The sequence below is a fragment of the Moraxella caprae DSM 19149 genome, assembly GCF_000426885.1.
GTDB classification, from domain to species: domain Bacteria; phylum Pseudomonadota; class Gammaproteobacteria; order Pseudomonadales; family Moraxellaceae; genus Moraxella; species Moraxella caprae.
On sequence record NZ_AUGF01000017.1, the window covers coordinates 1 to 18681 of the forward strand.

General features: G+C 47.3%; 20 protein-coding genes and 1 tRNA gene. 12 read left to right on the forward strand and 9 right to left on the reverse strand.

Going from position 1 to position 18681, the window contains the following annotated elements:
* From tuf to rplS, 3 genes are all read left to right on the forward strand, one after another.
* Window positions 1-1191 carry an elongation factor Tu gene (gene tuf, locus K941_RS0106110; protein ID WP_029102688.1) on the forward strand — a complete coding sequence of 397 codons (1191 nt, stop codon included), beginning with the start codon at window positions 1-3 and terminating at the stop codon, window positions 1189-1191.
* 254 nt (window positions 1192-1445) lie between these two features.
* The gene (gene glmS, locus K941_RS0106120; protein ID WP_029102922.1) at window positions 1446-3290 is read left to right on the forward strand and encodes a glutamine--fructose-6-phosphate transaminase (isomerizing); all 1845 of its coding nucleotides are present in this window, start codon (window positions 1446-1448) and stop codon (window positions 3288-3290) included.
* A gap of 156 nt (window positions 3291-3446) precedes the next feature.
* The gene (rplS, locus tag K941_RS0106125) at window positions 3447-3815 is read left to right on the forward strand and encodes a 50S ribosomal protein L19 (RefSeq protein WP_029102923.1); all 369 of its coding nucleotides are present in this window, start codon (window positions 3447-3449) and stop codon (window positions 3813-3815) included.
* Window positions 3816-3984: 169 nt separating this feature from the next.
* On the opposite strand, the gene K941_RS0106135 is transcribed toward rplS, so the two are convergent.
* A tRNA-Phe gene (locus K941_RS0106135) sits at window positions 3985-4060 on the reverse strand.
* A 162-nt stretch (window positions 4061-4222) separates the two neighbouring features.
* Between K941_RS0106135 and K941_RS0106145 the strand changes: the two genes are divergently transcribed.
* Complete coding sequence (locus tag K941_RS0106145; RefSeq protein ID WP_029102924.1) at window positions 4223-5134, forward strand: polyprenyl synthetase family protein; 912 nt, start codon at window positions 4223-4225, stop codon at window positions 5132-5134.
* Window positions 5135-5217: 83 nt separating this feature from the next.
* Here K941_RS0106145 and mutY read toward each other — a convergent pair whose 3' ends face one another.
* A complete protein-coding gene (gene mutY, locus K941_RS14920) occupies window positions 5218-6525 on the reverse strand; it encodes an A/G-specific adenine glycosylase (protein ID WP_147287545.1) in 1308 nt (435 codons plus the stop codon).
* A 65-nt stretch (window positions 6526-6590) separates the two neighbouring features.
* Between mutY and K941_RS0106155 the strand changes: the two genes are divergently transcribed.
* From K941_RS0106155 to K941_RS0106165, 3 genes are all read left to right on the forward strand, one after another.
* A complete protein-coding gene (locus tag K941_RS0106155) occupies window positions 6591-7706 on the forward strand; it encodes a DNA/RNA non-specific endonuclease (protein ID WP_228130375.1) in 1116 nt (371 codons plus the stop codon).
* Window positions 7707-7715: 9 nt separating this feature from the next.
* Window positions 7716-7970 (forward strand): hypothetical protein, encoded by a 255-nt coding sequence (locus K941_RS0106160; protein WP_029102926.1) that lies wholly within the window; start codon window positions 7716-7718, stop codon window positions 7968-7970.
* A gap of 167 nt (window positions 7971-8137) precedes the next feature.
* Window positions 8138-8503, forward strand: coding sequence for a DUF2147 domain-containing protein (locus tag K941_RS0106165; RefSeq protein WP_029102927.1), 366 nt, complete (start codon window positions 8138-8140; stop codon window positions 8501-8503).
* 55 nt (window positions 8504-8558) lie between these two features.
* Here K941_RS0106165 and glnK read toward each other — a convergent pair whose 3' ends face one another.
* A complete protein-coding gene (gene glnK, locus K941_RS0106170) occupies window positions 8559-8897 on the reverse strand; it encodes a P-II family nitrogen regulator (protein ID WP_029102928.1) in 339 nt (112 codons plus the stop codon).
* 118 nt (window positions 8898-9015) lie between these two features.
* Between glnK and murD the strand changes: the two genes are divergently transcribed.
* Together murD and K941_RS0106180 are read left to right on the forward strand one after the other, a co-directional pair.
* Window positions 9016-10410, forward strand: coding sequence for a UDP-N-acetylmuramoyl-L-alanine--D-glutamate ligase (murD, locus tag K941_RS0106175; protein ID WP_036387705.1), 1395 nt, complete (start codon window positions 9016-9018; stop codon window positions 10408-10410).
* A gap of 275 nt (window positions 10411-10685) precedes the next feature.
* Window positions 10686-11861 (forward strand): FtsW/RodA/SpoVE family cell cycle protein, encoded by a 1176-nt coding sequence (locus tag K941_RS0106180; protein WP_051225921.1) that lies wholly within the window; start codon window positions 10686-10688, stop codon window positions 11859-11861.
* Window positions 11862-11875: 14 nt separating this feature from the next.
* Here the strand turns inward: K941_RS0106180 and gluQRS are convergent, their stop codons facing one another.
* Both gluQRS and dksA read right to left on the reverse strand, forming a co-directional pair.
* A complete protein-coding gene (gluQRS, locus tag K941_RS0106185; protein ID WP_029102931.1) occupies window positions 11876-12802 on the reverse strand; it encodes a tRNA glutamyl-Q(34) synthetase GluQRS in 927 nt (308 codons plus the stop codon).
* Between the two features lie 7 nt (window positions 12803-12809).
* Window positions 12810-13226, reverse strand: coding sequence for an RNA polymerase-binding protein DksA (dksA, locus tag K941_RS0106190; protein WP_029102932.1), 417 nt, complete (start codon window positions 13224-13226; stop codon window positions 12810-12812).
* A gap of 124 nt (window positions 13227-13350) precedes the next feature.
* Between dksA and K941_RS17960 the strand changes: the two genes are divergently transcribed.
* Window positions 13351-13473, forward strand: a complete 123-nt coding sequence (locus K941_RS17960; RefSeq protein ID WP_265596816.1) for a hypothetical protein — start codon at window positions 13351-13353, stop codon at window positions 13471-13473.
* 194 nt (window positions 13474-13667) lie between these two features.
* Here K941_RS17960 and K941_RS0106200 read toward each other — a convergent pair whose 3' ends face one another.
* From K941_RS0106200 to K941_RS0106215, 4 genes are all read right to left on the reverse strand, one after another.
* On the reverse strand, window positions 13668-14486 hold the full coding sequence (locus K941_RS0106200; protein ID WP_029102933.1) for a metallophosphoesterase: 819 nt from the start codon (window positions 14484-14486) through the stop codon (window positions 13668-13670).
* Between the two features lie 183 nt (window positions 14487-14669).
* Window positions 14670-15470, reverse strand: coding sequence for a metal ABC transporter permease (locus K941_RS0106205; RefSeq protein ID WP_029102934.1), 801 nt, complete (start codon window positions 15468-15470; stop codon window positions 14670-14672).
* A 2-nt stretch (window positions 15471-15472) separates the two neighbouring features.
* The gene (locus tag K941_RS0106210; protein WP_051225923.1) at window positions 15473-16234 is read right to left on the reverse strand and encodes a metal ABC transporter ATP-binding protein; all 762 of its coding nucleotides are present in this window, start codon (window positions 16232-16234) and stop codon (window positions 15473-15475) included.
* On the reverse strand, window positions 16221-16724 hold the full coding sequence (locus K941_RS0106215) for a Fur family transcriptional regulator (protein WP_029102936.1): 504 nt from the start codon (window positions 16722-16724) through the stop codon (window positions 16221-16223). The genes K941_RS0106210 and K941_RS0106215 overlap by 14 nt, the downstream gene beginning before the upstream one ends.
* Window positions 16725-17030: 306 nt before the next feature.
* Here K941_RS0106215 and K941_RS14925 point away from each other — a divergent pair, with 306 nt between their 5' ends.
* Window positions 17031-17885 carry a metal ABC transporter substrate-binding protein gene (locus K941_RS14925; protein ID WP_115341040.1) on the forward strand — a complete coding sequence of 285 codons (855 nt, stop codon included), beginning with the start codon at window positions 17031-17033 and terminating at the stop codon, window positions 17883-17885.
* Window positions 17886-18144: 259 nt separating this feature from the next.
* On the forward strand, window positions 18145-18543 hold the full coding sequence (locus tag K941_RS0106230; protein ID WP_029102938.1) for an ATP synthase subunit I: 399 nt from the start codon (window positions 18145-18147) through the stop codon (window positions 18541-18543).
* Window positions 18544-18681: the final 138 nt, after the last annotated feature.

Here is an 18681-nt window from a genome sequence, read left to right on the forward strand (position 1 = left end):
ATGGCCAAAGCCAAATTCGAACGTAACAAACCACACGTTAACGTAGGTACCATCGGTCACGTTGACCACGGTAAAACCACCCTAACTGCTGCTATCGCAACTGTTGCTGCTAAGCATCACGGTGGTGAAGCAAAAGACTACGCTGCCATTGACTCAGCACCAGAAGAAAAAGCTCGTGGTATTACCATTAATACCTCTCACATCGAGTACGACACTGCTAACCGTCACTATGCACACGTAGACTGCCCCGGTCACGCCGACTATGTTAAAAACATGATTACTGGTGCGGCTCAAATGGACGGCGCTATCCTAGTTGTAGCAGCTACTGACGGCCCAATGCCACAAACTCGTGAGCACATCCTTCTATCTCGTCAGGTTGGCGTACCTTACATCATGGTATTCATGAACAAGTGCGACCTAGTAGACGACGAAGAACTACTAGAGCTAGTAGAAATGGAAGTACGTGAACTTCTGTCTGACTACGACTTCCCAGGTGATGACACGCCTATCATCAAAGGTTCTGCCCTTCTAGGTCTAAATGGCGACCAAGGTCAATACGGCGAGCCTGCCATCCTAGAGCTACTAAGCACTCTAGACAGCTACATCCCTGAGCCTGAGCGTGACATCGATAAAGCATTCCTAATGCCAATCGAAGACGTATTCTCAATCTCTGGTCGTGGTACTGTGGTAACCGGTCGTGTTGAGTCTGGTATCATCAAAGTGGGCGACGAAGTTGAAATCGTGGGTATCAAAGACACTGCCAAGACTACCTGTACTGGTGTTGAGATGTTCCGTAAGCTACTAGACGAAGGTCGTGCGGGCGAGAACTGTGGTGTGCTACTACGTGGTACCAAGCGTGAAGAAGTTCAACGTGGTCAAGTACTAGCCAAACCCGGTTCAATCACCCCTCACACCCAATTTGATGCAGAAGTATACGTACTGTCAAAAGAAGAAGGTGGTCGTCACACGCCATTCCTAAACGGCTATCGTCCACAGTTCTACTTCCGTACCACTGACGTAACTGGTGCCATCACTCTACAAGAAGGTACTGAAATGGTTATGCCTGGTGACAACGTTGAGATGAGTGTTGAGCTTATCCACCCAATCGCCATGGACAAAGGTCTACGCTTCGCCATCCGTGAAGGCGGTCGTACCGTAGGTGCTGGTGTTGTTGCTAACGTTAAGAACTAATCTAACAAGATTGGCTTAACAGCAAACAAACCAAACGACTTACCAAAGTCGAAACCCCCTGCCAGAGATGGTGGGGGGTTTGGGTTTTTGGAAAAGAAAAAAAAGGGGGGGGTGTTTTCAAAACTACCACCAAAGCAGATATCAAAGCGACTGCCAAATTTGCTATAATACACGCCTTACCTAACGATTTGGGGTAGGGCTTTTTTGTGGCAATCCTTGCCATTGTAATATTAACCAGATACTAAGGAACTAATATGTGCGGTATCGTTGGGGCGATTCGTGCCCATGCCAATGTGGTGGATTTTTTAACAGACGGACTAAAACGCCTAGAATATCGTGGCTATGATTCGTCAGGCATTGCGGTATACAGTGAGAGCGAACAGAAGATTAAACGAGTTCGTCGTGTGGGGCGTGTCGCTCTGATGGAAGAAGCGGTTAAGCAAAAAGGACTGACGGGTCATATTGGCATCGGACATACCCGCTGGGCAACGCATGGCGGTGTGACCGAGCCAAATGCTCATCCGCATATCTCAGGTGGACTCATCTCGGTGGTGCATAATGGCATTATTGAGAACTTTGAAGCCGAACGTACCCGCTTAGAAGCATTGGGTTATGAATTTGAGTCGCAAACGGACACGGAAGTCATTGCTCACAGCGTCCGCCATGAATACGAAAATAACGGCAAGGATTTGTACCGTGCAGTACAAACGGCATGCAGTCGTTTTCATGGGGCGTTTGCGATTGCCGTGATATGCCATGATGACCCTGCTCATATGGTGGTGGCTCGCATGGGCTGTCCGCTCCTCGTGGCATTTGGTGATGAGGAAGTATTTATCGCATCCGATGTGTCGGCAGTCATTGCCTTTACTCGTAAAGTCACTTATTTAGAAGATGGCGACATTGCTTTGTTGTCCGCTAACGGCATTGACATGCTCCTTGACAAAAATGGCGACAAAACCGAGCGTGCGGTAAAAACTTCCGAGCTATCATTGGCAAGTTTAGAGCTTGGTGGGTATAGCCACTTTATGCAAAAAGAGATTTATGAACAGCCAAAAGCGGTGGCGGATACAGCAGAGATTTTCCTAGATGGCGGTTTTGTGCCAGAGAATTTTGGCGAGCATGCCCCAGAGATTTTCTCAAAAATTAAAAGCATTAAAATCCTAGCGTGTGGTACGTCTTATTATTCGGCACTTACGGGTAAATATTGGCTAGAATCCATCGCTCGTATTCGCACCGATGTAGAGATTGCCAGTGAATACCGTTACCGTGATGTCATCGCTGACCCTGATGAGCTCATCATCACGACTAGTCAGTCGGGAGAGACGCTAGACACAATGGAGGCGTTAAAATACGCCCAAGCCCAAGGGCATGAGTGCAGCCTGTCTATTTGTAATGTATTAGAATCTGCCCTGCCCCGAGCCAGTACGCTCGCCATCTATACCCGAGCAGGGGCAGAGATTGGTGTGGCAAGCACCAAAGCTTTTACTACTCAGCTTGTGATTTTATTTGGGCTGGCAGTGACACTGGGCAAACTTCGTGGACATGTGTCTGATGACGAACTGACTGGTTATGCTGATGATTTACGTCAGCTACCGGGAAGCATACAGCACGCCCTAAACTTAGAGCCACAACTTGCGGTATGGGCAAAAGAGTTCGCCACCAAGCCGTCTGCGTTATATTTGGGTCGTGGCATTCATTATCCGATTGCCTTAGAAGGGGCGTTAAAACTAAAAGAGCTGACCTATATCCATGCCGAGGCTTATCCTGCGGGTGAACTCAAACATGGTCCTTTGGCTCTGGTTGATGAGAATATGCCCGTGGTGGTCATCGCTCCGAACGATAAACTGCTTGATAAGGTCAAAGCCAATATGCAAGAAGTCGGGGCTAGGGGCGGAGAATTGTTTGTCTTATCTGACCTTGACAGTGACTTTGCCGAAACGGACGGCGTGCATGTCATTCGCACGCCACGTCATATCGGGGTGTTATCGCCCATTGTTCATACCATTGCCGTGCAACTGCTCTCCTATCATGTCGCCTTGGTGCGTGGTACGGACGTGGATAAACCCCGTAACCTTGCCAAATCAGTTACGGTGGAATAACCCTTGATTTTTGGTTGGCTTTTTATTATAATGAGCCGTTTTATATGTCCGTGTGGCTCGGACGTGGATTGAGCTTTTCAATCTGATGATGATATGATATGCGACCTTTGAGCCATTTAGAAAGGTATGAGCCTATGTCATTTATTGGAGTATTCCATGAGTAACAAACATCCCCTGGTTCAACAAATTGAACAATCACAGCTAAAAGACCACCCTTCATTCGCCCCTGGTGATACTGTTGTGGTTAAAGTTCGTGTCCAAGAAGGCGACAAAGAGCGTCTGCAAGCCTTTGAAGGCGTGGTTATCGCTAAGCGTAACCGTGGTCTAAACTCATCTTTCACCGTACGTAAGATTTCAAGCGGTGTGGGTGTTGAGCGTGCATTCCAACTACACTCACCAATCATCGGTAGTATCGAAGTTAAGCGTCGTGGTGATGTTCGCCGTGCCAAACTTTACTACCTACGTGAGCGTTCTGGTAAGTCTGCCCGCATCAAAGAAAAATTGGGTGCCAAAAAAGACGCTTAATGTCTTATCTGATTTATCCAATCAAAACCCTGCTGACATGGCAGGGTTTTTGTGGTTTGGCTTTATGCTCGGTTAATTCCAAAACGTGCCAATAAGCACGTCCTTTGATGGTGTTATTTTTATTACGCACAACAAAAAACACTCAACCGAAGTTGAGTGTTTTTAAATATGGTGGCGTGGGGCAGGATCGAACTGCCGACACACGGATTTTCAATCCGTTGCTCTCCCGACTGAGCTACCGCGCCATGTTTAGCTTTATTGGCTAAGTGGTGCGTATTATATATGATTTTAAAAACTTTGCAAGCACTTTTTGCATATTTTTTGAAAAATTTTTAAAAACCCATGATTTTTACCCAAAATCCTTGCGTTTTGGGGTATGATAGCGTTTTTTGACGTGGGGGGTGGACATGAGTAAATTGCAAACCAATGATTTAAACAGCGTACAAGAGTTTACAAAAAATCAGCTAATGGCGGATTTTGATGTGTTATTTGACACCGCTAATCTACCAAACCCACTAAATGAAGCGTCTCGTTATGCCATTTCCAACGGGGGTAAACGGGTGCGTCCTTTGCTTGTACTGGCGACTTTTTTGGCAGTTGGGGGGCGTGTGGATACGCCTGCCTTTGGGGCGGTACGCCGTGCCATGCTTGCCATAGAGTGTGTGCATGGCTACTCGCTTGTGCATGATGATTTGCCGTCTATGGATGATGATGAACTACGCCGTGGTAAGCCAACTTGTCATGTGGTCTATGGCGAAGGGGTGGCGGTGCTGACAGGCGATGTGTTGCAGTCGCTTGCCTTTGATGTGCTAGGCGGAGAGTATGAGCTTGGGGTGGTTGGGAATGATGTCGTGGCTCGGCTACTTGGCATACTCGCCCCCAATGCTCGGCGTATGGTGGCAGGGCAACAGGCGGATTTAAACGGTGAGCAAAAACAGCTTGACCAGCACGAACTAGAAGCCATTCACAAGGACAAAACAGGGGCGTTAATCGTGGCAAGCATCCTAATGGGGGCGGTGTGTGACGGTACGTCTGATGAACGCATGGCAAGTCTTGGCGAGTATGCACGGCTTATCGGGCTTGCCTATCAGGTGCAGGACGATGTGCTTGATGTCGTGGCGGATACCCAAACGCTGGGCAAAATGGCAGGCAGTGATGAAAAACTGGACAAATCCACCTACGTCAAACTGCTTGGCGTGGACAATGCCCGTGCCTATGCCGATGAGCTGTTTGACAAGGCAAGAGAGCAAGTGGCAGATTTGGGTGATGATAATCTACTTTTGCAAATGGTGGATTGGCTACAAAAAAGAGATTATTAAAAACAGGATTTTGATGTTTGGAAAATGTCAAATTGTCATTTTTGTGATTTAAAAATTGATAACTGATTATAACTGATTAGAATTTACCCCACCAATTTCCCCATCGCCTTTGGTACGCCCAGCCCATCATGACCTTTTTGCCAAACAAAATCGGCATGCATGGCGGTTAGGGCGTGGTTGATGTTGTCATAAAGCGTTTTATCAATATTTATATCAACCAATGACAAATGCCAATGAAAATGCGTAAGTGTATGTTTGATGGTTTTGGGGTGATTGATAGGGATGTTTGGCAAATTATCCAAAATTTGACGCTCGGCAAGGCTTAGGCGTTGGGCGTGGGTGTATTTATCGTGCATGGTTTTGGCGTGATGTAAATCATGGAGTACATTGCCTTGTTTGTCATTTATCATCAGCATGGGCAAGGCATACAGTCCGTCCCAAATGCCTGTCCCTGTGTCGCTTTGGCGTTTTATCCATAACAGTTTATCATCATATATCAGAGCAAACACGAGCGAATGGCGGTGGGGTTTGTCCTCCTTTTTGGTTTTGACAGGATAGGCGGTAGGATTGCCATCCTTATGGGCGGTGCAGTCGTCCGATAGCGGGCAAGAGACGCAAGCAGGGCGAGTGCGAGTGCAGACGGTCGCCCCCAAATCCATCATCGCTTGGGCAAACTTACCGCTATCATCTTTGGGCGTGAGCGTGTCGGCAAGCTCCCACAGCACCTTGTCAGTGGCGGATTTGGTGATGTCGCCATCTATGCCTGCCCAGCGTGTCAGCACCCGTTTGACGTTGCCATCACATATCACGCCACGCCCACGCACGCCCATCGCCACTATCGCTCCTGCCGTGGAGCGTCCCACGCCACGCACGTTTTGCCATTCGTCTGTTGTTTGTGGAAAATGCCCATGCGTGGCGATATAGTCTGCCACTTGCTTTGCCCCTGCGTGTAGATTTCTTGCCCGAGCATAGTAGCCAAGCCCTGCCCATAGGTTTGCCACATCGTCCCAGTCGGCATTCGCCAAATCTTGTACAGTGGGGAATGTATCCATAAACCGCCCAAAATAACCCAAAACAGTGGCGACTTGGGTTTGTTGAAGCATGATTTCGGACAGCCAAACGGCATAAATGTCAGACGTGTCGGCATGATGATATTGCCAAGGCAAGTCATGGCGACCGTGCGTGGCAAACCAAGTAAGCAGGCGTGGGGCGAAAGTGGCGTGGTTCATGGGTGGGGATAAAAGGTTTAAGACAACAGGAAGCGTGATTATGGGGATGATTTGCCAATTTTCCATGGGCAAAGATGTGTTTGGGATAAATACGATAAACCCAATCTTTGCCATAGTGTCAGAGATTGAAAGCTGAGCAATCCCGATAATCCTACCGCTCACACCAAAAGCCTACCGCTCACACCAAAAATCGGGTATAATAACACGCATTTTAAGTAGCCAATACCATGTCCTATCTCTACTCATTAGGTACTCGCCCATCCCATCTGTGGGGACTTACTTTGGTACTGTTGTCCTGCCACAGTGCTTATGCCAATAACACCGCCGTTGCCTATGGCGATAACGTGGCGACGGCTTATGCTGACGACCACAATCACGCCCACAACCACAACACTCATAACACCAATAGTTCAAACACCGCCACCGCTTATGCCACGGCTCATGATGGGGGTTATGTGGTGGAGCAGTCCACTGGTTTGGCGACATCAGATGAGCCTGTTGGGGTTTTTATGGGACGGCAGACGACAGCGAACACTGCTCAAAGTCTTGCCAGTTGTCCTGAGCATTTTTATGCCAATACCGCCCCGCAGTTGGTTGGCACCAAAGGGCAAAAATTGGCTCGCAAAAATTACGAGCTGTGCTTTGATGGCTTTGCCGTGCTGTATTCGGGCATCTCACGCACGCCCATTTACTCTGCCGAGTATCTGACCCGTGAACGCATTAATCAGGCACGTTCATTGGCTCGCAAAGACAGCTTTCATGAGGAGAGTCGCCTGCCCACAAACGTGCGAGCAACGCTCAATGACTATCGCCGTTCGGGCTATGATAGGGGGCATTTATCGCCCAATGGCGACATGGCGAATCTCTCACAGCAGTTTGACAGTTTTAGCCTTGCCAACATCGCCCCTCAAAACGGCACGCACAACCGTGGACTGTGGCAGGAGATAGAGCGAGACACACGTAATTTGACTCTAAAATATGGCGAGCTGTATGTCGTGACAGGCGTGGTGTTCCAAGGTCGTCAAATCGCCCAAATCGGCGATGGCGTACTGGTGCCGAGCCACTTTTTTAAGGCGGTTTATGTCTCCAGTATCAACCGTGCAGGTGTGTACTATACGCCCAACAACGATTCAGGTAAGATTGAACATATCAGCCTTGCCGAGCTCTCCGAACGTACGGGCATTAACGCCATGCCATCGCTGTCGCCACAGGTGCAGTCATCGGCTTTTAATTTACCCCCTTTGTCTGAGCATGTGGACGGCGTGGATAAAGGGGGTGATACAGAAGGTTGGCCTGCGATTTTGGTGTTGTCGGTGGAATTTGTGATGAGTTTATTAAAATAAGGTGGAGCGATGAATATCTTTGACAATGACAGCGAAGTCCTACAAATTGGGGCTTTGACCATAGAAAATGGCACGGACAGTGTCATCCTCAGTGGCGATGTGGAAATTACTAAAACGCAGGCGGGCAAGGCACAAGCACAGGCATTGCTTGACTTTGCACAGGCACTTTGTGCGGTGTTTGATGAGTTAGACAGCCAAGGTTTGCCTGCTACTGCTGACAAAGACCCATCCAAAGTAGTCATGGTAAACAACCCTTTTGAGTAGACATGCCTTGGGCAGAAACATTTTTACCAAGCAATTACAAAAAGGTAAATGGCTTACAAAGTTAATGTTTGCAATTTAAAAAATCCTTGTTTATAATGGGTAAACAGTTGTCAGTACGAATACTGACTGGCTTGGATTAATTAGGTTTTTGTACACAGGAGTAAGCCATGAAATTAAACAAACTACTTGCCATCGGTCTGGGTGTTGCAGTATCTGCCAGTGCATTTGCCAATGATGATGCCATCGTGGGCAACTGGAAAATGAGTGAGAAAGGCGAAGCCAAAGCCATCATCAACATCAGCAAGTCAGGCAGTGGCTATCAAGCTGTGATGATCAAAGGCTTGACCGAAAAAGCCAAAAAGCGTGAAGGCACGACCGTCATCAGAGACATCAAAGCCCAAGGCGGTGGTAAATACGCAGGTAAAGGCAAACACCCAACCCTGCCCATCTCAGGCACTGCCAACATCACACTAAATGGCAATAACATCACCATCAAAAGTAAAGCAGGCACGCAAATGGGCGTCAGACAGTAACCAAAGGCTGATTTAAACAGTCAAACACACAAAACCCCACTTCGGTGGGGTTTTCTTATAGGGCATTCTCGTCCGTCTCGCCCGTGCGAATGCGAATGACTTGCTCTAATGGCGTAACAAAAATCTTGCCATCGCCAATCTTACCTGTGTTGGCGGTATCAATAATGGCACCGATGACGCCATCAACCATGTCATCAGCACAGGCGATTTCTAGTTTGACTTTTGGTAAAAAATCCACCACATATTCCGCCCCACGATACATCTCGGTATGTCCTTTTTGGCGACCAAAGCCCTTGACTTCGGTGATGGTAATGCCGTTTACGCCAATGTCCGACAAGGCTTCACGGACATCGTCCAGTTTAAAGGGTTTGATAATGGCGGTAACAAGTTTCATAAAAATCCTTATTGGCAAGTAGCTTTTGCCATTATATGACAATTTTGGCAAAAATCCAACAACACCCACGCCAATTCTGATAGAATAATGATTACTTGACATTTAAAAAGGCATACTCATGGCAAATTATACAGTCATCGGCTTGGGCGGTTCTGGGCTGTCTGCGGTCAATTTTTTGGTAAATCAAGGATATACGGTTGCCGTTACGGACGGTAATTTTCCTCCATTAGCGGACAAATTGCCAAGCGGTGTAGCGACTTATTTTGGCGGTATCAATGCTGATATTTTACTTGCTTCGGACAAAGTCGTCATCAGTCCTGGTATCGACCCTACCACGCCTGCCATATTCCAAACCATCGAGCAGGGCGTAAGTGTGGTCAGCGATGTACAAGTGTTTATTGAAAATCTAAAAAAGCGAGATACCCAAAACGGCACGCACACGCCGATTGTCGCCATTACAGGCTCCAACGCCAAATCCACCGTAACCACGCTGGTCGGACTCATGGCAGAAAAGTCAGGCAAAACCGTGGGCGTGGGTGGTAATATTGGCACACCTGCTCTTGATTTATTAAAGATTGACGGCATGGACATGGCGGTGCTTGAATTGTCGAGTTTTCAGCTTGAAATGATGAGTGAGCTTGGGGCGGACATGGCGACCATTTTGAATTTATCTGCCGACCATTTGGACAGACATGGCGATATGGCAGGGTATCTTGCCCAAAAATTACGCATTTTTGATAATGCCAAAAATGCCGTGGTGTGGCTGGATGACAAAGAACTTGCCCGTGCCTGTATCGCTCATTTGCCCAAACACGCCCAAATGATGAGCACGTCAGGGGAGATTGGCGAAGGCTTTTCGGCGGATTTTTGTCTAAAAGGCGAGCGTGATGACAATAGTGAGAATGGCGAAACCATTTGGCTATGTCATAATGGCGAAAAGCTCATCTCATCTGATGAAATCTTGATTAAAGGCAAGCATAATCTACTTAACGCCTTATCCGCCTTAGCCTTGGGCAGTGCCGTGGGGCTTGACATGAGTGCCATGCTTGATGTGCTACGGACGTTTAAGGGCTTGCCACACCGCTGTGAATATGTGGCGGACGTGAATGGTAAGGTGTATTTTAACGACTCAAAAGGCACCAACATCGGAGCGACACTCTCCGCCATTGATGGGCTTGGGGCGGTGTATGGGGAGCAGTCGCTTGCCTTGATTTTGGGCGGTCAAGGCAAGGGGCAGGATTTTGCCGAGCTTATCCCTTTTGCCGAGCAGTTTGCCCATAGTATTTATCTTATCGGACAAGACGCCGATTTGATACAAAAAACGTTGGCAAACAGTCCTATTTTGGCAAGCAAAATGACACAAGCAGGCACCCTTGAAAAGGCGGTAAAGCTTGCCAGTCAAAGCTCTGCCAAAGTCGTACTACTGTCGCCTGCGTGTGCAAGCCTTGACCAATTTAAAAGCTATAATGAGCGTGGCGAGCGGTTTGTGGGATACGTCAAAGCGTTGGCGTGATTGGGCGGTGCTTGTTGGTATGGTCAAGCACATGTTTTGGGTGGGTTGTGGGGGCAAATTGCAATTTGCCCTATGATGGTGCATTGACTTTGCCAAGATGGTTTTGCCCTTTTAATTTTTCGCAATACCAAACTTTGTCCGCAATCCTACCCGAGCCCTACGCAATTTTTGCCCAAGCCTTTCTAATTTCCCCAAATTTTTGCCAAATAATCAAGCATTTAGCAGGGATTTGGTTTATAATATAGCCCCCAAATTTTCCCAAGCATTGCCCTGTCATGAGTTTTTTTAACATTCCCACGACGATAGCCACATCGCCCTATGTACCGTCTGCTCGGACGGTGTTGATGACGAGCCTGTTTTTGTTGCTGTCCATGAGTCTTTTGATGATGGCGTCAGCGTCAGTGCCGTTTGCGATGACCAAAGGCTTGTCGCCCATGACCTTCTTTTATTCACAGGCGACTTATATTGTTATCGGTTTGTTGGCGGGCATGGTGGTGTATCGCTTTCCTTTGAAGTGGTATTTTGAAATTGGGCTGCTGGTGTTGGCATGGCTCGTGGCACTACTGCTGTTGATAGTGACGCTAATAACAGGGACGGTCATTAATGGCTCACAGCGATGGCTTGACTTTGGGGTGTTTAATTTCCAGACGTCCGAATTTGTCAAACTGCTGATGGTGTTGGTCATTGCTGACTATGTGGTCAGACGGTCGGCAGAAGTGCGGGGCAGTCTGATTGCAGGGTGGCGACTGACGGTGTGGTATTTGCCGATGATTGCCCTGATTTTGTGGCAACCTGACTACGGTTCGGTGGCGGTGATTATCGCCACGGCGAGCATTATTTTGTTTGTCAGTGGGGTGCCATTACCGCATTATGTGGCGTTGGTGTCGGCGGTGTTCGTGCCTGCACTGGTTTATGGACTGCTGTCATCGGATTATCGTAAAGAGCGACTCATGTCGTTTTGGGAGCCATTTGATGACGTGCAGGACACCGATTATCAACTGTCTCGCAGTCTGATAGCCTTTGGGCGGGGCGAGTTTGATGGGGTGGGTTATGGCAACAGCGTGCAAAAATTATCGCACCTGCCCGAAGCTCATACCGACTTTATCCTAGCCATCACAGGCGAAGAATTGGGTTTTTTGGGCGTGGCGTTTGTGTTACTGCTTGAAGTGCTGATTGTGGCGACGATTATGAGAATCAGCCATACCGCCCTAAAACGTCGCCAACTGCGTCTTAGCTACATGGTATTTGGCTTTGGCGTGGTGATTTTTGGGCAAGTGCTGATTAATGCAGGCATGAACATGGGGCTTATGCCAACCAAAGGCTTGACCTTGCCATTTTATAGCTTTGGCGGTTCGTCCATGCTGATGGCACTTATCATGATTGCCATGATTTTAAAGGCGGACAAAGAAAGCGAGCGAATTTATCTGGAAAATAAAAACAGAGAGTATTAAAAGAGTTGGGGTGTTTAAACCATCCCCAATGCTGCCCCTTGTAACACGCCATTATCCCAATGACGAGTCGCCCACATGAGTATCGTGTCGGGCGTCTCTTTTTGCAACTCTGCTGGCGGATTTTGCCCGAGCAAGGTTAAAGCGGTAAAGAGTAAATCGCTCACTTTATCAGGCGTGGTGGTGTCTATCGGTGTGGCAAGGTTTTGTTTGGAGAGTTTTTGTCCGTCATGATTGACAAGTAGGGGCAGATGATAAAAATAGTGAGGCGTGGGAAGGAGACATGCTTTGGCGATACAGAGCTGGGCGACCGTCATCGGCATGATGTCAAGCCCCCGCATGACGTGCGTTATTCCTTGCAAGCCGTCATCAATGGTGCAGGCGAGCATGTAGTTTATCATGCCGTTTTGGCGTTTGACGACCACGTCGCCAAGACTTTTGGCAGGGTTGTCCCATATCACGCCTTGTATGCCGTCAAAAAAGGCGGTCAGCACGTCAGGCAAGCACAGACGGATTTTGTTGTCGCTTAGGTTTTTGTGCAGGCATAATCGGGGGTAAATCGGAGCAAGGTGTAAATCCTTGATATTAACGTCATAAAAGCTCACCGCAGGTATGGATAGCGCGGATAGCTCCTTGCGAGAGCAGGTGCAGTGATAGGTGATGTTTGACAAATGAGCAAGATACTCATCATAAATATCTGTGCGTTTGGATTGAAATAGGATTTCGCCGTCCGAATGCAGTCCCAAATTATCCAAATCGGTCAAGATAGAGACGGCATAATCAGGCTTACACCGCTCAAAGTCCACGTCTTCAATCCGCACAAGCCACTGTCCGCCCAATGACTTGATATGGCAATAACTTGCCAAAGCGGTACACAGCGATCCCAAATGCAACGCCCCAGTCGGGGACGGGGCAAAGCGACCGATAATGGGGCGTGGGTTCATGGCAGACTTAGTGTCCGTGATTTTGCTTTTCTTTCATCTCGGACATGGTTTTGCAGTCAATGCACTGCGCGGCGGTGGGGCGAGCTTCTAGGCGTTTTAGTCCAATCTCCGTGCCACACGTCTCACAAAACCCATAATCGCCTGTCTCAATCTCCGCCAGTGATTTGTCAATCTTACGCACCAGTTTACGCTCACGGTCTCGGGTGCGTAGAGCAAGGGCAAACTCTTCTTCTTGGGTGGCACGGTCATTGATGTCCGCCATTGTCCCTGTCTCTTCGTTAATGTAGTCCTTAGTGCGTTCGGCCTCGGCAAGCAGTTCGGTTTTCCAATTTACTAAAATCGCACGAAAATGCTCCAACTGAGCGTCCGACATATATTCTTCGTCTTTGGCAGGGGTGTAGGGGGTGAAAGTGGCGTTTGCCATGCGTTTATCCTTTAAAAACGGTCAATTGACCAAGCATGAAAAAATTAACACTCAAAAAATTGCATCCTAAATGGGGATATGTTTGGATTTTTCAAGTGGGGCGTGTTGAATGTTGGTATTTGCAATGAAAAATGAGAAAAATTGCCCGTTTTTCAAGGAAAAAGTGAGGCTTGATAGTCATTCTATCAAACGAGCTTTTGACGATGAAAAACCAGATTTAGCCATTTTTCATGCAACAATTGATTAAATCATCAAATTTTTATCAAATTCCAATAAAATGTTATCAATGTTCAGCACTCCCCAAATCCATAAAAAATTAGGGACTGATTCCTATTTAAGGCATTGTTTATTAAAATCATTAAAAGTTTAAAGGGCTTGATTTGGGCGAATCATATTCGCCCAAATCAAGCCCAAACTTAGGGTAAATTTAACAATGCTTTTTTAAAACCCGCTATTATCTAGCCTTTTGACCCATGTGTCTAGCGTACGATTGTTGTGTAATTGTAGCAAACGAAAACCGCTTGCTACATCATCAATACCAAACTCATCTCGGTGAGGGGCAAATTGACGAGACGTGGCAGGGCAGGTATAGAGCGTTCCGCCATTTTGTTGCAAGATATGTGCCTGATGAACGTGCCCACAGAGAACATGGGGGCGATTGGTGGTATTGGTGGTGTGAGCGTTTAGTATCGCCCAAAATTCATTGCCATTTTGCAACATATGCTCATCTATCCATGCTGAGCCGACAGGGGTGGGGTGGTGGTGTAGGGCGATAAGGGCGGGCATGGCGTGGACTAGATGAGTCTTTAAAAAGGCAAGTTGGCCATCATCAAGTCGCCCGTAAATATGACCATGTAGGGCAGAATTGACCGCCAAAAGTTGCCAAGTGGCGTGGGGCAAGTCTATGACAAGGCGGTGGGTGTCAATGAGTCTATCATCTTTGGCAATGGGGAAAAATGTGCGTTTGTCAAAAGGCAAATCATGCCCCATCTCATGTGTTACGTCATGATTGCCTGCCAAGCACAGATAGGGGGTGTTGGTTTTGTCTAGTGTATCAAACAGCCAATCATAAAGGGGTAAATGACCGTCATTGACCAAATCGCCTGTGAGTAACAGTAAGTTTGGCTTAAAGGTTAAGGCAAAATCCAGCACCTTTAAAAATTTATCGGTATTGGTAGGGATGTGCGTGGATAAATGCAAATCGCTGATTTGAGCGATGATAAAATCGGACGGGGCGGATAGGTGGGTGGGGTAGGTCATGGGGCGGTGGGTTAAAAATATGGTTAAATGTAAATGGGTGGGGCAGATTGCCATTTGTTTAAATACTATTTGTTTAAGCACCATAGGGCAAATGTGAGTTGTCCCTACAATGCCTTTTAAAACATGATAAATAAAGAATGTCAAACAGATTTCAATTTCAATTTCAAAGGGCAATTTACCAATTTACGACTTACCCAACACCTTCCCCGCGCCAAACACCGCAAAAAACCCAATCGCCAACGTCATGACAATGGCAAGCCCTGTTTGTACGTCAAGCCACACACTTCCCCACACGCCTGTGGTTACGGCGATTTGGGCGATTATCATGGCAAAGATGACCATTTGTGTAGGCGAGTGAGCAAGCAGACGAGCGATAAGAGCAGGTAGGATAAGTAGCCCTGTGATGAGCAAACTGCCAACCGCTTGAATGGCAACCGCACAAAACCCTGCCAGAAGCCCCATAAAAAAGAGCTGTTCGGTTTTAGGATTGATACCTGCGATAGACGCTAGGGCTTCTGATGTGGCAAGTTTGACCTGTTTTTGCCAAATCCACGCCAAAAAGATAACCCCTGCCCCAACCATGACCGCCAAACGGGGCAAATCGCCCCAACCCATGTCAAGTAAGCTACCAAACAAAAAGCCTAGCACGTTGGCTTGTTGCTGGGTAAGCTGGGTGAGCGTTAAAAGCCCCAGACACAACAGGGACACGGCAAGCACCGACAGCGTGGCATCGCTCGGCAGTCGCTTGTCTTGTAGGAACATGAGTGTGATGACCACGCCTATGCTCACCACGCCCACACCCATGTCGGCAGGGATAGACAGCCACGCCCCAATCGCCACGCCAAGCAGAGCCCCATGAGCAAGCGTATCGGCAAAAAACGCCATGCGTCGCCACAGCACCAAACAGCCAAGCGGTGCAGAGAGTAGGGCAAGCAGTGAACCTGCAAGCCAAGCAGGAGCGATAATCGGTAGCCAATCGTTCATAATTAGTGGGTATGCTGACAGTGGTCGTGATGATGAATGTAGGGGGTTTGGTGGGTGCTGTGATATTGTCCAAATAACGCAACAAACTCAGGCAGATGAGCGATGTCGGACGGCACGCCTTGACAGCAGATGTGCTTGTTTAGGCAAATCACTCGCCGAGTGCCTTTCATGACCCAGTGCAAATCGTGCGACACAACGAGCATGGCACACGCCAAAAATGGGGGCATACTGTCTATAAAGTCATAAAGTAACTCTTCACTATCAGGGTCTAGCCCTTGCATGGGTTCGTCTAAGATGAGTAGGTCGGGTTTGTCAAGCAACGCTCTTGCCATAAGGACACGCTGAGTCTCGCCCCCTGATAGGTGGTGTATTTGGCGGTCAAGCAAGGGGGTAAGCGATAGTTTTTGTAGGACAAAATCACGCTCATCAGGCGTTAGGCGTTTGGTGTTTGCTTGGGCGAGCAAATCTTTGACACGTAAGGGCAAAATGCTTGGCACGCTAAACTTTTGGGGGACGTAACTTATCACGCTGTTGTGCCTGATGATGTCGCCTGACGTGGGTTTGTTTAAGCCCAAAATAAGCTTGACCAACGTGGACTTGCCCGCCCCATTTGGACCGATAAGACTGACCATCTCGCCTTTGGATAAGCTAAGCGATATGTCGGTTAAAATCTTGTTTTGACCAACATGAAAGCTGACTTTGTCTAAGCAAAACAGCTCGTCTGTATTAGCGACTGTATTAGCGACTGTATTAGCGACAGGCACGACACACGCCTTTTAGTTCAATGACCGTGCGTTCTATGTCAAATCCTGCATCATCTTTGGCAAAATTGACAATGGCGTCCACAGGCACGTTGGAGCATTCTTCAACGCTTTGGCATTTTTGGCAAATCAAAAAGGCGGCGGCGTGCTTGGAGCGTGGGTGGCAACATGGCACATAAGCGTTCATGGAGCTTAACTGATGAATCAACCCTTCGGCAAGCAAAAATTCTAACGAACGATAAATGGTCGGTGGGGCGATGTTCTTGTTTTTTGCCCCTGATGAGTGGCGAGCAGACTGCAAGGCACTGATAAGGTCATACGCCCCAAGTGGTTTGTCCGCTTCCAAAATCAGTCCGTACACTTCTTCACGCAAGGGCGTAAAACGCACGCCCCGAGCTTCACAGTGGGCTTTGGCATCGAGCATACGCTGTTTGGGGTCGTGGTGTTCGTGGACGTTGTGGTGGTGGTCGCATTGGCAGGCGTGGTCGGTCATGATAGGCTCTTTTGGTTGTTCAAAATTATAAAAATTACATTTAAAATATACGTTATTTTATCATAAAAATAGTTGGACAATTTTAAAATGACTGATGAATGCCATTGATATAACATATCATCGAATGGGCGGTGTTCGTGTTGGTAATTTTTAAGAAAAATGCTTGTTTCATCTTAATTTAGATACATTATAACAAAAACCCATGATGTATGATATAATCTTACAAGACATTACCGCAAATTTATGCAAGTTTTGTGCCATTTTTTATATTTTTCCAAATAAATTTATTTAATTTAAAAGGTTGCCATGTTATTTTCTAAATTCCCCTTTGCCAAACTAAGCCCATTTGTCTTGCCTGCCCTACTGTCTGCGACTGCTCATGCAGGCACGGTTACGGTGAGTAATTACCCGTTGTTACTTTTGTCTAATGCAGTAACACAGGGAGCAGAACCTGCCCAAATGTTACTGTCCACAGGCGATGTTGGTCATCATGGCAGTCTCTCGCCAAGCAAAGTCAAGCTCGTGGGCGACAGCGATTATGTGGTGTGGTTCGGGCATGAACTGGAACAAAATCTCGTTAAGACCTTAGAGAACGCCCCCAATGCCATTTCGCTATTTAAGATGAAGGCGTTTTATCGTCTGCCTATGAGGCAGCTTGACGGCACGCCCCGAGCTGACACCTTTGACCCACACATTTGGCTAGACCCAGAGAATGCCAAAGCCATTGTGCGAGCGTTGGCAGTGGTGCATTCACACGCCAACCCCGAGCATAAGGGGTTGTATGCCGATAACGTCAAGGCATTTCATCAAGCCATGGATAAGGCGGTGGCACAGGTGCCAAAAGAGCATAAGCGGGCGTATTGGGCGTATCATGATTCGTTTGCCTATCTTGAACGCTCGGCAAATCTGCGTTTTGCAGGGGCATTGACCCCCGACCATCATCTGTCGCCTAAAGCCAGCCAGTTTCGCATTTTAAATAACGACCGCCCATCGCCTTATATGTGCCTACTGTCGCAAGGGGCGATTTCGGACGGTATTAAAAACAAGCTCGGCAATGTCGGCACGCTTATCAAGCAAGAAGACATGTCAGACGGCACCGATTTTGTGGACGTGTGGCAGGCGACCGTCAATGAGATTTACGCGTGTATCGACCAAAAATAAATTGGCGAGGGTGTACATAAAGGCGAAGTGATGAGCATTGCCTTTTTGTCTATCAAATGACATCTATCAAACCTGCTACAACCAAAGGCGTATTTTATTTTCCTAAAACCGGCAAAAGCTTCATTCTATATTTATCATAAAAATAAATGATATTATCACTTTTTACTGATGAAAAAATGCCGATAAAATCTTGTAAGTTTTTTAAAAACTTTTTATAATACAGAACCTTACGATTTTTCACTGTGTTTTTGAGAGCATCATGAGCAAGCCTGCCCAGCGTCATCAGCAAGCCCGTGTGTATCGCTTGCAATTTCGCCAAGCGTGGGCGGTATTGATACTCATTGGCATAGGGTTTATCCTTGAAACGTTGGGGGTTGCTCACGCCACCAAAAGCATGGCATCGGGCGGACTGCTTGGCTACATCGCCCAGTGTGCGTTTACACTCATTGCCTACCGCACGACAGGGGCGAGAGCAGGGCGTGTTATCATGCTCAACATGTATCTAGGGCAGATGATAAAATGGTTTATCACGCTGATGGGGTTTGCCCTGATTTTTATGTTGGCTAAGCCGATTGGGGCGTTTTTGGTGATTTTGGCTTATTTTGCCCTACAAGTTGTGCACGTTATGGTGATGTGGCGTATTTGGATTATCAATTAATTTTTAAAAATAATTAGATTTTTAAATTTAATGCTCATTTTTTTGCCAAAAATTGAAAAAATTCTGTAAGAAAACTCATATTTACCCTTTACAAGAACTACCAAAGTAGGGTATTATACTTCGGATTGCTTACAAACT